The following is a 14,167-nucleotide window of genomic DNA, read 5'->3' on the forward strand; positions in this document are numbered from 1 at the left end:
TGCTGCTGCGTGCCTCGCAAGTGGGGCGTTTCTGTAGGCTGGGTTCATGACTGACACAGAACTGCGGATGACCGACCACGAATTGCTCGGCCTGCTGGCAATGACCCCCACAGAGTCGGCGGCGGTGACGCTGGGCCTGCTCCGTCTTGACCAGCACACCGACAACGAACTGCTCACCAACGCAGGAATCACCACCTTGATGGTGCGCGGACTGGCGGAACTTCAAGGCGAGAAGATTGTTCCCCTGGAGAAATGCTCCATAGTGGCTTCGGTTTTGTCTCAGGCCCAGGAGTGGCTGGAAATTTCCCTGACCACACCAACAACCAACCATGTGCTCTTCACGGTGGGCTCCAATGTTGGGGCCGTCCTGCTGAGCTTGAGCCCGCTCGGGGTGCACGAGGTCCAGCCCATCGAGTCCGGACCCGCCATGGTGGAGCTGGCCCTGCACCTGACCCAGGAGTACCTCGCCGGTGCCGCCGAGGGCCTTCCCGCCACCGCTGTCATCAGGCGCCTGCGCACGGGCTCCGAGCCGGTGGTTGCCCAGCTGACAGCAGAAGAAACAGGTGAATGGGTGCTGCGTTCAGGTTCCGAATCCGAGTTCACCCAGACCTCGCTTCCGCAGGACGAAGCCACGGCGGCATTCAAGGCCGCCCTGGCCTAGTTCTGCTGGGCCCACACGTCCGAGGGCCCCTCAGCGGGGGCCCGCCGCGAGCTTGCGAGGGGTGGGAGCTGCTGGGGATTGCGAGTGGTGGGAGGGCGTGGGGAACGACGGCGGGCCGTCACCTTTCGTGCGAAAGGTGACGGCCCGCCGTCGTACTGGAAACTGTTACTTGTAGTTCGGGGCTTCCACGGTCATGGTGATGTCATGAGGGTGGGATTCCTTCAGACCTGCCGCGGTGATGCGCACAAACTTGCCGCGCGCCTTCAGCTCGGGAATGGTCGGGGAGCCAACGTAGAACATGGTCTGTCGCAGGCCGCCAACCAGCTGATAGGCAACCGAGGCGAGCGGGCCGCGGTAGGCAACCCGGCCTTCAATGCCCTCGGGGATGAGCTTCTCATCTCCGGTGACATCGGCCTGGAAGTAGCGGTCCTTGGAATAGGAGGTGTTCTTGCCGCGGGATTGCATGGCACCGAGGGAGCCCATGCCGCGGTATGCCTTGAACTGCTTGCCGTTGACAAAGACCGTCTCGCCCGGGGACTCTTCGGTACCGGCCAGCAGGGAACCGAGCATGACGGTGTCAGCGCCGGCGACCAGCGCCTTGCCGATGTCGCCCGAGTACTGCAGTCCGCCGTCGGCAATCAACGGCACCCCTGCCGGAATGGCAGCCTTGGCGGATTCGTAAATGGCGGTGATCTGCGGAACGCCAACACCTGCCACCACGCGGGTGGTGCAGATGGAACCTGGGCCAACGCCAACCTTGATGCCGTCGGCACCGGCGTCGATCAGGGCCTGGGCACCTTCGCGGGTGGCAGCCTGGCCACCAATCACATCAACGTGGGCGGCGGACTTCTCGCTCTTGAGGCGCTGGATCATTTCCAGGACGCCCTGGCTGTGGCCGTTGGCGGTGTCAACGAACAAAGCATCAACGCCTGCCTCAACCAGGGTCATGGCGCGTTCAAAACCATCGCCGAAGAAGCCAATGGCTGCACCCACGCGCAGGCGACCCTTGTCATCCTTGGTGGCAAGCGGGTACTGCTCAGCCTTGGCGAAGTCCTTGACAGTGATGAGGCCGCGGAGCACACCGGCAGCGTCCACCAGGGGGAGCTTTTCAATCTTGTTCTTGGCCAGCAGGCCCGAAGCCTCTTCGCGGCTGATGCCAACACGGCCGGTGATCAACGGCATGTGGGTCATGACGTCGCGGACCAGGCGCTGCGAGTATTCGCTTTCCGGGATGAAAACGGTGTCGCGGTTGGTCACGATGCCTACCAGGCGGCCGTCAGCGTCAACAACGGGCAGGCCAGAAACGCGGAAACGTGAGCACAGCTCGTCCAGCTCCGCCAGCGTGGCGTCGGGGCCCACAGTGACCGGGTTGGTGATCATCCCCGATTCGCTGCGCTTGACCAGGTCAACTTCTTCGGCCTGGCGCTCAATGGACAGGTTGCGGTGCACAACACCCAAGCCACCCTGGCGGGCCATGGCGATGGCCATGCGGGATTCAGTCACGGTGTCCATGGCGGCAGACAGCAACGGCGTCTGCACGGTGATGCGCTTGGAAACCCGTGAGCTGGTGTCAGCTTCGGAAGGGATGACGTTGGTGTGGCCGGGAAGGAGCAGGACGTCGTCGTACGTCAGGCCAACAAAGGCGAAGGGGTCATGCATTTCAGGCTGGGACACGAAGGCTCCTTGGCGGGGGTAGAACCATTTAAGGGTGTGCATCCGATGACTGGTCCCGTGATTACGGAGACTGTCTGTGCGTTGGTTACATTCTAAAACGAAAGCTGCCCTGACCCTATTCCCGAGGCCTGAGTCACAGTGGGGGCCGATCTGACGGTAGGCTGCGGTGCCAGCCGAGCATCTGACGTAGTAGTGTTCCGATCAACTATTGGCACCACAGGAAGCAGCAGATGGCACTGCACATTCGAATTGTTGTCCCTGCTGACCTCTCGGATCAGGTGGTGGCCGTTGCTACCGGTCATGCCGGCGTTTCGGAGGTTTCCCGGGCCGTGGGAGCCTCAATCGTGCCGGCGGGTGACGTCATCACTGTGCAAGCCGTCCGGGAATCTGTTGAGGGCCTGCTGGAGAAACTCCACGAGCTCAACATCGCCGGCGTCGGTTCGGTAACCATCACCACCCCTGAGCTGGTCATTTCCGAACGCTTAGAGCAGGCCGACAAGGCCGTGCCCGGAGATGAGGCCGATGCCATCATTTGGGACGAGGTGGAGAACGACACCAGCGAAGAGTCCAAACTGACTTGGAGCTACCTGGCCTTCATAGTCATCGCTGTCCAACTGGCGGGCATCGGCATTGTCACCGACTCCACCATTGCCATTGTTGGAGCCATGGTGCTGGGTCCGGAATTCGGGGCCTTGGCCGGCTTGGCTCTGGCACTCGTGGACAGGCGCTGGAAACTTGCCCGACGCGCAGCCCTGGCCTTGGCGGTTGGGTTCCCGCTCGCCATTGTCATCACCGCACTTGCAGCATTCGTCTCCATCCCACTGGGTCTTTTTGAGCCCGCCGACGTTCTGGCGAGCTCAAGTTCCACCGAGTTCATCTACCACCCAGGCTGGTATTCATTCATTGTGGCGGTCCTGGCTGGCGCCGCCGGAATGCTCTCGCTGATTGGGCGCAAATCCACAATGCTGGTGGGGGTGTTCATCTCAGTCACAACGGTTCCGGCAGCGGGGTACGTTGCAGTGGCCGTGGTGTTGGGCCAGCCCGACCGCGCAGCCGGCTCCGCCTTGCAACTCTTGCTCAACATGGCCGGCATCATAGTCTCGGCCGCGGTGGTCTTGCTGATCTACCGTCTGATCCGACGACGTCGTCCGGCACTCTCGCAGTACTCCGCCGCCCAAGCCAAACTTGGGCTGCCCCGGCTGGGAGCTCGCCGCACTTTCCGGCGTTAGAGCGAAAATGCCGCCGTTCCCGCAAAATGCCACCGGTATATCGGTGGCAAAATGCGCGAACGGCGGCATTTTTGAAACGGGAGCAGCTGGCGTTAGTGCTGGTGCCCGGCTTCTTCTGCCTCGGCAGGCTTGTCCGTCACGAGGACTTCGGTGGTGAGCACCAAAGCCGCGATGGAGGCTGCGTTGCGCAGGGCCGAACGGGTGACCTTGACCGGGTCGATGACGCCGGCCTTGACCAGGTTTTCGTACTCGCCGGTGGCCGCGTTGAAGCCGAAGCCGTCTTCGAGTTCGCCAACCTTGTGCACCACAACGTAGCCGTCGTGGCCAGCGTTCTGGGCGATCCAGCGCAGCGGCTGGGCAACAGCCTTGCGGACCAATTCAACAGCAGTTGCTGCGTCACCGGTCAGGGCTGCAACAGTGGCATCCTCGTCGAGAGCCTTGGCGGCCTGAACCAGTGCGGAACCGCCACCGGCAACAATGCCTTCTTCCAAAGCGGCACGCGTTGCGGACACTGCGTCCTCAATGCGGTGCTTCTTTTCCTTCAGCTCAACCTCGGTGGCTGCGCCAACCTTGATTACGCCGATGCCGCCGGCCAGCTTGGCCAGGCGTTCCTGCAGCTTTTCCTTGTCCCAGTCGGAGTCGGTGCGCTTGAGCTCAGCATGCAGCTGGGCTACGCGGTCGGCAACTTCAACAGCTGTGCCGGCACCGTCAACGATGGTGGTGTTGTCCTTGGTGACCGTGATGCGGCGAGCCGTACCCAGTACTTCAAGGCCAACCTGGTCCAGAGAAAGGCCGATCTCCGCGGAGACAACCTGTGCGCCAGTCAGGATCGCAATGTCCTGCAGCATGGCCTTGCGGCGGTCGCCGAAGCCCGGAGCCTTGACAGCAACAACGTTCAAGGTGCCGCGCAAGCGGTTGACGATCAGCGTGGACAGAGCCTCGCCGTCAACGTCTTCAGCAATGATGAACAGCGGCTTGTTGGCAGCAAGTGCCTTTTCAAGCAGCGGCAGGAATTCCTGCAGGCTGGAGATCTTGCCCTGGTTGATCAAAACCAGTGCATCTTCCATGACAGCTTCCTGGCGTTCCGCGTCGGTGACGAAGTACGGGGACAGGTAACCCTTGTCGAACTGCATGCCCTCGGTGAGGACCAGTTCGGTGGAGGTGGTGGAGGATTCCTCGATGGTGATCACACCATCCTTGCCAACCTTGTCGAATGCCTCGGCGAGCAGGTCGCCGATTTCCTGGCTCTGAGCGGAGATGGCGGCAACTTCTGCAACCTGTCCACCCTCAACCGGGCGGGCGTTCTCCAGCAGGCGCTTGGCAATGGCTTCAACGGAAACCTGGATGCCGCGCTTGAGCTCGCCGGGAGCCGCACCTGCGGCAACGTTGCGCAGGCCTTCCTTGACCAGTGCCTGTGCCAAAACGGTGGCCGTGGTGGTGCCGTCGCCAGCAACATCGTTGGTCTTTGTGGCAACTTCCTTGGCCAGCTGTGCGCCGAGGTTCTCGTACGGGTCTTCCAGCTCCACCTCGCGGGCGATCGTGACGCCGTCGTTGGTGATGGTGGGAGCGCCCCACTTCTTGTCCAGTACTACGTTGCGACCGCGCGGGCCAAGTGTCACCTTGACGGTGTCGGCAAGCTTGTCGATGCCGGCCTCAAGGGCCTTCCGTGCGCTGTCGTTAAATGCAAGCTGCTTAGCCATGCGTTGTGTCCTTTCACGCAAAGACCCCGCGTTCGTGACCTAGAACGGTCCCGGTCGCGGGGCTTTACAAAGTGGTTACTTGAGCAAAAGTCGTTACTTAACGACGATGGCCAGTACGTCGCGGGCCGAGAGAACCAGGAGCTCTTCGCCACCGGTCTTCACTTCAGTTCCACCGTACTTGGAGTAGATGACGACGTCGCCAACGGCAACATCGATCGGGACACGGTTGCCGTTGTCGTCAACGCGGCCGGGTCCAACTGCCACAACTTCGCCCTCCTGGGGCTTTTCCTTGGCAGTGTCCGGGATTACCAGACCGGAAGCGGTAGTCAACTCTGCTTCGAGCTGGCGAACAACAATACGATCCTCAAGAGGCTTAATAGAGACCGACACTCGGACCTCTCCTTCACACGTAAATTCTTTGGATGGCTGGCAGTCTTCTTCACCATGTTTATCAGGAGCCCCAACCGTCGTCGCGGTGCCGGTGTTGCTCCCATGGCCAAAAAGATAAGCAAGTTAGCACCCTCGGGGTGAGAGTGCTAACCCTGACTCTATGGAATTGATTAGCACTCGGTCAAGGCGAGTGCCAGCTTTTGGCTTAAAAGTGCGACGCCGGCGGGCCTGGTTTCGCTCACGGCGCACCTTTGGCGCCCGCCCCGGGGCACGCATTCATCGTGAGTGCGCAGCTGATGCGACTTCTGACGCTGGAAGTCGCATCAGCTGCGCACTCACGGCCGCATATCCCTGCCCCTGAGTGCATCGCGGTGACGCCGTTCGAGTCGGCCAGGTTGACGTTGGCGCCGTCGGCCAGCAGGGCCACCAACGAGGCAGAATCATTGTTCATGGCCGCACCAATGAGTTCCGTGTTGAGAGCCACTTGCTCTTGGGGTGTCAGCGGCGCCGCGCTGGATGCCGGCGGTACTGCAGACGGCGAGGAAAACTGAGCCTTCGAAGTCGCCACGGTTGGAGCTGCAGTCCCGGAATCGGATCATGCTGGCCAGCCTGGCGCGTCGCATTATGCCTAAACCTCTTTTGGTGTCTTCAGCAAAGATGTCAGGATAAAGCTATGACAACGAGCCCCGTGCAGGTGCGTGACCTCCAAAAGTTCTATGGCAGCTTCAAAGCCGTGGACGGCATCAGCTTCGACATTCATGAGGGCGAGACATTTGCCTTGCTCGGGCCCAACGGTGCGGGCAAGAGCACCACGATTGAAATCTTGGAAGGCTACCGCAACAAGACCAGCGGTGATGTTCATGTCCTCGGTGTGGAGCCATCCCGCGGGGGGCTGGACTGGAAGGCGCAACTGGGCATTGTTTTGCAATCCACTGGGGAGAGCGGCAATGTCAGCGTCGTGGAGCAGCTGACTCATTTCGCCGGCTACTATCCGCATCCACGCAACGTTTCTGACGTCATTGAGGCTGTGGGTCTGGGCAGCAAAGCTAAAACTCGCATCAGCAAACTCTCCGGCGGGCAGCGCCGACGGGTTGATGTGGCCCTGGGCATTATTGGCAGGCCCAAGCTTTTGTTCTTGGACGAGCCCACCACCGGCTTTGATCCGGAAGCCCGGCGACAATTTTGGGACTTGATCAACCAGCTCAAGGCCGAAGGCACCACCATCTTGCTCACCACCCATTACTTGGATGAGGCGGCAACGTTGGCCGATCGGGCAGGAGTCATTGTGGGCGGCAAACTTGTGGACATCGGCCCCATCGACGCTATTGGCGGGGCCAGCGCGAGGGTGCCGCTGGTGCGGTGGCGGCAGGACGGCGTCGTACGTAGTGAGCGCACAGCCGAACCGGCGACACTCGCTGCTCGGCTGTACGCCGAGGCAGGAGGCGAGGTGGACGGGCTGGAAATCACCCGACCCAGCCTCGAGGACATTTATCTGGACATGGTGGGCAACCATTCCACCGCGCTCAAGACTGCGGAGGAGAACGCATGAGAACCCTGCAACTAGGCACCTCTCGCATCGGCTACGAGCTCAAGGTGTACTTCCGCCAGGGCGATACCGTGTTCTTCACGTTCCTGTTTCCCATCATGATGTTGTCCATCTTTGCCGTGGCCTTCAGCACCAGCGGTAACATCGGCACGGCTCCCGATGGCAGCGGCGGCATCACTGTGGCGTCGTTCTATGTGCCCGGCATGGTGGCCGCGGGCATGTTGCTCAGCGGGGTGCAAAACCTCGCGGTGGACATTGCAGCAGAAAAGGGTGACGGCACGCTCAAACGCCTGGGCGGCACTCCCCTGCCGGTGTTTTCCTATTTCATGGGCAAGATCGGCATGGTCCTGCTCAGTTCAGTGTTTCAGGTGGCATTGCTGCTGCTTGTGGCCCGGGTCGCCTTCAACGTGGAGCTGCCCAGTGAACCCAGCAAGTGGTTGACGTTTGCGTGGGTGTTTCTCTTTGGTGTCATCACCAGTTGCGTTTTGGGTATTGCCCTCTCGGCACTGCCGCGGACTGGAAAGTCGGCCACGGCAGTGATCATCCCGCTGGTGTTGGTGTTGCAATTCATCTCAGGCGTGTACTTGAACTTCTCGCAGTTGCCGGGCTGGCTGCAGAACTTTGCCAGTATTTTTCCGCTGAAATGGATGGCTCAAGGCATGCGCAGCGTGTTCCTGCCAGCCTCCTTCGAGGCCGCCGAACCCTCTGGTGCGTGGGATTTGGGGCTTGTGGCGTTGGTGCTGGGCGTGTGGCTGGTGGTGGGGCTCGCACTGTGCAAAATGACGTTCAAGTGGATCCGTAAGGACACGTAGTTCCACCAACATCTATGACGCAGTTGGTGCAACGGAAAGCGCCTTCCTGGCGCTTTTGTGTGCAACAAGTGCGTCATGGATGGCTTAGGCGAAGTAGACGCCGATCCTGTTGCCGTCGATTTCCTCGATGCGAATGTCAATGTCATACACATCAGCCAGGACGGAGCTGTGCATCAGTTCGGCAGGGGTGCCCTGGGCGATCAGCCTGCCGTCCTTCATGGCCAAAATATTGTCCGAATAGCATGAGGCAAAGTTGATGTCATGGATGACCAGCACAATGGTCTTGCCCAATTCATCGGCCATTTTTCGCAGTGTGCGCATCATGTGAACTGAATGCTTCATATCCAGGTTGTTCAGCGGTTCATCCAAGAGCAGGTACTTGGTGTCCTGGGCCAGCACCATGGCGATGAAGGCGCGCTGGCGCTGGCCGCCTGACAGTTCATCGACGAAGCGGTCCGCCAGGGGACCTAGGTCGAGATAGTCCAAGGCCTGATCTATGTGGATCTTGTCCGCTGCCGTGGCGCGGCCGCCGTTGTGCGGGAAACGGCCAAAGCCCACCAGATCCCGCACCGATAGCCGCACGCTGAGTTGGTTCTCCTGGCGCAGGATTGCCATGGTCTGAGACAGCTCGCGGCTCGGTGTGGAGGTGACGTCCAGGCCACCAACCGCGACTCCTCCGGCGTCCATGGGCAACAGGCGGCTGATCATGGAGAGCAGGGTGGACTTGCCCGCACCGTTGGGGCCAATGATGGAGGTGATGCCGCCGGCAGGGATGGTTGCCGTGACATTGTCCACGACCTTTTGACTGCCATAGGACTTGCTGACACCGGAAATTTCAATCACTTCAGTGAGCCTTTCAACAGCAACCCGATGAACACCAGGCCACCTATAAATTCGATGACAATGCTCAGCGCACTGTTGAAATCAAAGATGCGTTCAAGCACCAGCTGCCCGCCCACCAGCGAGATGATGCCCAGGAGAACGGCAACGGGGAGCACTGTGGCGTGCTTGAACTTGGGCACCAGCTGGTACGCGAGCGATGCCACCAGGAGGCCAAAGAAGGTGATGGGCCCCACCAGTGCAGTGGAGACGGCCACCAAGACGGAGCAGATCACCAGTGTTTTAGTCACCGCCTTGCGGTGGTCCACGCCCAGATTGATGGATGTTTCACGGCCCAACGCCAGGACGTCGTACTCGCGGCGCAGGCGCCAGGCCGGGACGGTGACCAGCCCGACGGCGGCAATCGCCACAAGCAGCAACGTCCCGTCCACCTGGTTGAAGGAGGCAAAGAACAGGTCCTGCAAAATCAGGAACTCGCTGGGGTCCATGAGGCGCTGCAACAGTGCGGAGAAGCCTCGGAACAAGGTGCCAAACACGATGCCCACGAGCAGCATCAGGTGCAGGCTCTTGCCGTTGCCCAAGAACAGCCATCGGTAGAGCACCAGTGAGAAGGCCACCATCAGCAGCACCTGCATGCCAAACTTCAATGGCGTGGGCATCGACAGCAACACCTGACCACCCAGCACAAACGTCAGGACCGTCTGCAGCAAAATGTAGAGGGCATCAAAACCCATGATGGACGGAGTCAAAATACGGTTGGCGGTCACTGTTTGAAAGAGGACTGTGGACATGCCCACCGCATACGCCACCAGGATCATCGAGCCGACCTTGATGGCGCGGCGAGGGAGAATGTAGCCCAAATTCCCACGCAGCTCGATCGTCATGAACACCAGAATCAGCGCGGCGGCAACCACCGCCAAAACTGCTAACAGGACAGCTGAGGACACTTCAAGTTTCTTGGCGCCAGTTTTGCGCGCGTTGACGGACAGGGCTGCCGGAAGCGGATTAGTGGTCATTCTTTTTCCTCCTTCCCAGAAGCAAGTACAAGAAGATCAAGCTGCCCACAGCGGAAACAATAATTCCCACGGGGATCTCAAACGGGTAGCGAATGGTGCGGCCAATGATGTCGCACACCAGGACAAAGGCGGCACCAAAAACTGCCACCCACGGGATGGCGCGGCGGACGTTGTCGCCAAAGAACATGGACACCAGGTTTGGCACAATCAATCCCAGGAACGGGATGGCACCCACGGAGACCACCACCACGGCGCTGATCAGGGACACGATCACCAAGCCCAGCGTCATGATGCGGTTGTAGTTCATGCCCAAATTGGTGGTGAACTCCTCCCCCAATCCAATAACGGTGAACCTGTCGGCGCAGATGAAGCCAACAATTGTCAGCGCACCCACCAGATACAACAGCTCATAGCGGCCCTGGATGACACCCGAAAAGTCCCCCACCATCCACGAATTCAAGGTTTGCAGCAGGTCAAAGCGGTAGGCAAAGAAGGTAGTGACAGCGGCGATGACACCACCAAGCATGATGCCCACGAGCGGCACAACCAAGGTGTTGCGCAAGGGCATCCGGCGCAGAATCACCAAGAACAAGGCCGTTCCGGCCATGGCAAAAACACTGGCAACTCCCATTTTGGCGAACAGGGACGCCGCAGGGAACAACACCGTAACGGCAAGGATTCCCAGTGAAGCTGATTCAACAGTGCCCACCATGGAGGGTTCAACGAACTTGTTCCTGGCCATGAGCTGCATGATCAGACCGGCCACGCTGACAGCCGCGCCAGCCAGGATGACGGAGATGGTCCGGGGGATTCTGCTGACCCACAGCACGTGCCAGGCGTGCAGATCCCCTGCCATGAGTGCTGGCAGGGAGACATCGCTGACGCCCACAAACATGCTGACAATGGCCAGCACCAACACGGCAGCCCCACCAAGCGCCAGCATGGTGCCGGAACTGATGGGGCGTCGCACTGAACTCACCTTGGGAACGGCTTTATCCGTTGCAAGTGACACAGAAAATCCTTGAGTGTTGTCTTCTTACGTGTCCCTGTGCTCGCCGCCCGGTGGCCTCGAGCAAAGAGAATTAGGCCTTCGCTACGGAGCCGGCAATGGCACCGACCATGGCGTCAACGTTATTCAGGCCGTAGCCCACCAAGTACCAGCTAGCCGGTTCAAGGTAAGTGATGCGATCGTTCTTGGCTGCGTCGGTTCCCTTGACCAAGGGATTGTCCAGAACGGCCTTCGCGGCTCCCGCAGACTCACCGGTGGCTACGTCGCGGTCAATAACGTACAGGCTGCCTGGGTTGGCCTTGGCAATGAATTCGTGGGAGATAGCCTCGCCATGTGACCCTTCACCCTTGACATCGGTTGCCGTGGGAACACCCAGGACGTCGTGGATGAGGCCAAAGCGGGAGCCCGCTCCGTATGCTGTTAGCTCGCCGCCGCTGGTCAGCACAATCAGGCCGGTTCCGGCTGCGGGTGCCTTTGTATTGGTGTCGGCGATCTTGGCGTCAATGGCCTTGATCTTCTCGGCGACCACTGCTTCCTTGTCGAAGATCTTGCCCAAGCTGGCCGAGACTGTCTTGAAGGACTCAATGGGAGACTTCGCATCAACGCTCAGGTCAATGGTGGGGGCAATCTTGCTCAGCTCGGCGTAGGAGCCTGCAGTACGGCCGGAGATGATGATCAGGTCAGGAGCGCCAGCACTGATGGCTTCAAAATCGGGCTCCTTCATGGTGCCGATGTTGGTCAGATCTTTGGAAGCGTATTCCTGCAATGCTTCCGGGAGGTTTGCTTGCGGCACACCCGCAACAGGGACTTCCAACACGTCCAAGGTATCCAGCACGCCCAGGTCAAAGGTGTAAACCTTCTTCGGGTTGACCGGAACATCCTGGGTTCCCTGCGCATGTGTGATGGAGACTGTGCCCGATGCTGTTTCTTGGTCTTGGGCACCTACCGTGCCGCTTTGGCCACAGGCCGTCAGAGCCAGAACAGCAGCGGTGGCCGCGAAAGTCAGCAGGTACTTCTTCGACATCGAAATTCTCCAAAAAGTTAGATTAGCTTAGGCAATCCTTATAAGCTCTTCTAAGAACCTATTATGACGAGCAATAATTGCGCAAATTAATGGTGCCCTATTTACCGTGACGCTCATCACTTGATATCGGGCGGTTACGATTTAGAGATGTCCCTTGATGCCATTTCCCCCCTTCTCACCGTTGCTGGATGGGAACTTCTGTCCTCCTTGGGCCCCTATTCGGACGCCGAATCGCTCAAACTCAACGAATCCTTGCGCAAAGCCGGGCACTCCCCCGAACTGGTGGCGGCCGCCCTGACGCAATCACGGCTTCGCGCCAAGGCTGAGGCCAAGTTTGGCGAATTCGCGCACCAAATGCTGTTCACCCAGACTGGGCTGGAACAAGCCACGCGATTGAGCATTGCGGCGTTGCACGCGCAGCGATTTAAAGCAGCCGGGATCACCCGTGTGGCAGATCTGGGCTGCGGTTTGGGCGCCGATTCGTTGGCCATGGCCAGCTTGGACATTTCCGTCACAGCCGTGGAGATGGATGAGATCACAGCAGCCTGCACCACTGTGAATCTCATGCCGTTCCCTGAGGCGACGGTCATTTGCGGCCGCGCCGAGGAAACTGACCTGGGTGGCATTGACGGCGTATGGCTGGATCCGGCCCGCCGCACCACCAACACCTCCGGCACCACCCGGCTCTTTGACCCCGAGGCATTCTCACCGCCGCTGTCATTCGTGGAAATGCTGGCTGATTCGGGTAAAGCCGTGGGCGTCAAGATGGGGCCGGGCATTCCCCACGACGCCGTGCCCGCAACGGCTGAGGCCCAATGGATTTCCGTCAATGGTGACGTGGTGGAGGCCGGCCTCTACTTCAATGCGCTGGCACGCCCCGGCATCCGCCGCGCGGCCCTGGTGGTGGGGGCTAATGGGATGCATGAACTCACCAGCGCCGTGCCGTACGACCCCGCCGCCCAGGATGTTGAAGTGGGCCCCATAAGCGGCTACCTCTACGAGCCCGACGGCGCTGTGATCCGGGCAGGGTTGGTGGCAGATTTGGCCCGTACCGTGGGGGCACACTTGGTGGACGAACACATTGCCTACATCTGCACAGAAAACCCCGTGAACACCCCCTTTGCCCGCGGCTACAAGGTTTTGGACGTCAAACCCTTCAACGTCAAGGCGCTCAAAAGCTGGGTCAAGGCCAACCGGATCGGTGTACTGGACATCAAGAAGCGCGGCATTTCAACCACGCCCGAAGTGTTGCGCCGCCAGCTCCTGACGGGGTCCGGTAAGGGACCCAACAAGGCAACCCTGATCCTGACCCGCATAGGCGAGGACAGGGTCGCCGTCGTGGTTGAACCGCACGGGGCTACGGGCGCACCCTAGGCCCACGCCCCAAAACGCTATCGCAGCAATGGCGTCACTGGGAGCGGGAGAACTCGGACGCTTCGCGGACCAGCTCGGGGCTGGGGCGCACACCCGTGTAGAGCACAAACTGTTCGGCTGCCTGGATGGCGATGACCTCGGCGCCTGTGATGACAGGCTTGCCCGCGGCACGGGCTGCTTGGATGAGGGGCGTCTCAGAGGGAAGCGCCACCACGTCGAAGACAATCTGCGCGGCTGCCACAGTGGCGTCGTCGAAGGATTGGGATGATTCCTCGGAACCTGCCATACCCAGCGGCGTGACGTTGATGAGCAAGTCCGCTGTTGCCGGGCCAACTTCGGCCAGCCAGCCAAATCCGTAGAGGCCGGCCAGTGCTTTCCCAGCCTCCTCGTTGCGGGCCACAATCGAAACGTGCGTCAGCCCGGCGTCGCGCACTGCAGCAGCAACAGCCTTGGCCATACCGCCGGAACCGCGCAGCAGAACAGTGAAATCGGCAGGGACCTTGTGCGTCGCCAACAACTCGGCGATGGCCAGGTAGTCGGTGTTGTAGGCGGTGAGGACGCCGTCATTGTTGACAATGGTGTTCACCGAGTCGATGGCGGCGGCGGAGGCATCCATGACGTCAATCATGGCGATGACGTCCTCCTTGTACGGCATGGACACTGCCGCGCCGCGAATGCCCAGACCCCGAATGCCGGCGACTGCCTGCGCCAGATCTTTCGGGGCAAAAGCCTTGTAAACGTAGTTCAGGTTTAGTGCGTCGTACAGGTAATTGTGGAAGCGCGTACCTATATTGCTGGGCCGCGCGGCGAGGGAAATGCACAATGTCATGTCTTTGTTCAAAATAGGCACCACCCCATTGTGCCGGAAAACCTGAACTACAATCAGAAGGCA

14 protein-coding genes are annotated in these 14,167 nt (G+C 60.2%); 5 read left to right on the forward strand and 9 right to left on the reverse strand.

What is annotated here, in order from left to right; all coding sequences use genetic code 11:
- Positions 1–46 precede the first annotated feature (46 nt).
- Entirely contained in the window at positions 47–661 is a 615-nt protein-coding gene (locus tag CVS27_RS05775; protein WP_103464802.1) for a hypothetical protein, read from the forward strand.
- 165 nt (positions 662–826) lie between these two features.
- Here CVS27_RS05775 and guaB read toward each other — a convergent pair whose 3' ends face one another.
- The gene (gene guaB, locus CVS27_RS05780) at positions 827–2,335 is read right to left on the reverse strand and encodes an IMP dehydrogenase (RefSeq protein WP_103464803.1); all 1,509 of its coding nucleotides are present in this window, start codon (positions 2,333–2,335) and stop codon (positions 827–829) included.
- Between the two features lie 230 nt (positions 2,336–2,565).
- Here guaB and CVS27_RS05785 point away from each other — a divergent pair, with 230 nt between their 5' ends.
- The gene (locus CVS27_RS05785; RefSeq protein WP_103464804.1) at positions 2,566–3,564 is read left to right on the forward strand and encodes a DUF389 domain-containing protein; all 999 of its coding nucleotides are present in this window, start codon (positions 2,566–2,568) and stop codon (positions 3,562–3,564) included.
- Between the two features lie 92 nt (positions 3,565–3,656).
- Here CVS27_RS05785 and groL read toward each other — a convergent pair whose 3' ends face one another.
- From groL to CVS27_RS05800, 3 genes are all read right to left on the reverse strand, one after another.
- Complete coding sequence (gene groL, locus CVS27_RS05790) at positions 3,657–5,264, reverse strand: chaperonin GroEL (RefSeq protein ID WP_103464805.1); 1,608 nt, start codon at positions 5,262–5,264, stop codon at positions 3,657–3,659.
- Positions 5,265–5,357: 93 nt separating this feature from the next.
- Positions 5,358–5,654: a co-chaperone GroES gene (gene groES / locus CVS27_RS05795; RefSeq protein ID WP_038464523.1), complete on the reverse strand. Its 297-nt coding sequence runs from the start codon at positions 5,652–5,654 to the stop codon at positions 5,358–5,360.
- A 238-nt stretch (positions 5,655–5,892) separates the two neighbouring features.
- A complete protein-coding gene (locus CVS27_RS05800) occupies positions 5,893–6,222 on the reverse strand; it encodes an ankyrin repeat domain-containing protein (RefSeq protein ID WP_133162888.1) in 330 nt (109 codons plus the stop codon).
- Between the two features lie 105 nt (positions 6,223–6,327).
- Here CVS27_RS05800 and CVS27_RS05805 point away from each other — a divergent pair, with 105 nt between their 5' ends.
- On the forward strand, positions 6,328–7,203 hold the full coding sequence (locus CVS27_RS05805) for an ABC transporter ATP-binding protein (protein ID WP_103464807.1): 876 nt from the start codon (positions 6,328–6,330) through the stop codon (positions 7,201–7,203).
- A complete protein-coding gene (locus tag CVS27_RS05810) occupies positions 7,200–8,012 on the forward strand; it encodes an ABC transporter permease (RefSeq protein WP_103464808.1) in 813 nt (270 codons plus the stop codon). Before CVS27_RS05805 ends, CVS27_RS05810 begins: the two co-directional genes overlap by 4 nt.
- Before the next feature lie 84 nt (positions 8,013–8,096).
- Here CVS27_RS05810 and CVS27_RS05815 read toward each other — a convergent pair whose 3' ends face one another.
- The 4 genes from CVS27_RS05815 to CVS27_RS05830 all read right to left on the reverse strand — a co-directional run bounded on the left by CVS27_RS05815 (position 8,097) and on the right by CVS27_RS05830 (position 11,901).
- On the reverse strand, positions 8,097–8,855 hold the full coding sequence (locus tag CVS27_RS05815) for an iron ABC transporter ATP-binding protein (RefSeq protein ID WP_103464809.1): 759 nt from the start codon (positions 8,853–8,855) through the stop codon (positions 8,097–8,099).
- Entirely contained in the window at positions 8,852–9,868 is a 1,017-nt protein-coding gene (locus tag CVS27_RS05820) for an iron chelate uptake ABC transporter family permease subunit (protein ID WP_103464810.1), read from the reverse strand. Before CVS27_RS05820 ends, CVS27_RS05815 begins: the two co-directional genes overlap by 4 nt.
- The gene (locus CVS27_RS05825; RefSeq protein WP_306418476.1) at positions 9,858–10,880 is read right to left on the reverse strand and encodes an ABC transporter permease; all 1,023 of its coding nucleotides are present in this window, start codon (positions 10,878–10,880) and stop codon (positions 9,858–9,860) included. The genes CVS27_RS05820 and CVS27_RS05825 overlap by 11 nt, the downstream gene beginning before the upstream one ends.
- A 70-nt stretch (positions 10,881–10,950) precedes the next feature.
- Positions 10,951–11,901 (reverse strand): siderophore ABC transporter substrate-binding protein, encoded by a 951-nt coding sequence (locus CVS27_RS05830; RefSeq protein ID WP_103464811.1) that lies wholly within the window; start codon positions 11,899–11,901, stop codon positions 10,951–10,953.
- Positions 11,902–12,048: 147 nt separating this feature from the next.
- On the opposite strand from CVS27_RS05830, the gene CVS27_RS05835 reads away from it, so the two are divergent.
- A complete protein-coding gene (locus CVS27_RS05835; protein ID WP_103464812.1) occupies positions 12,049–13,275 on the forward strand; it encodes a THUMP-like domain-containing protein in 1,227 nt (408 codons plus the stop codon).
- Positions 13,276–13,309: 34 nt separating this feature from the next.
- Here CVS27_RS05835 and CVS27_RS05840 read toward each other — a convergent pair whose 3' ends face one another.
- Positions 13,310–14,125: a shikimate 5-dehydrogenase gene (locus tag CVS27_RS05840; RefSeq protein WP_103464813.1), complete on the reverse strand. Its 816-nt coding sequence runs from the start codon at positions 14,123–14,125 to the stop codon at positions 13,310–13,312.
- Positions 14,126–14,167 lie beyond the last annotated feature (42 nt).

Source organism: Arthrobacter glacialis, assembly GCF_002909445.1.
GTDB lineage: Bacteria > Actinomycetota > Actinomycetes > Actinomycetales > Micrococcaceae > Specibacter > Specibacter glacialis.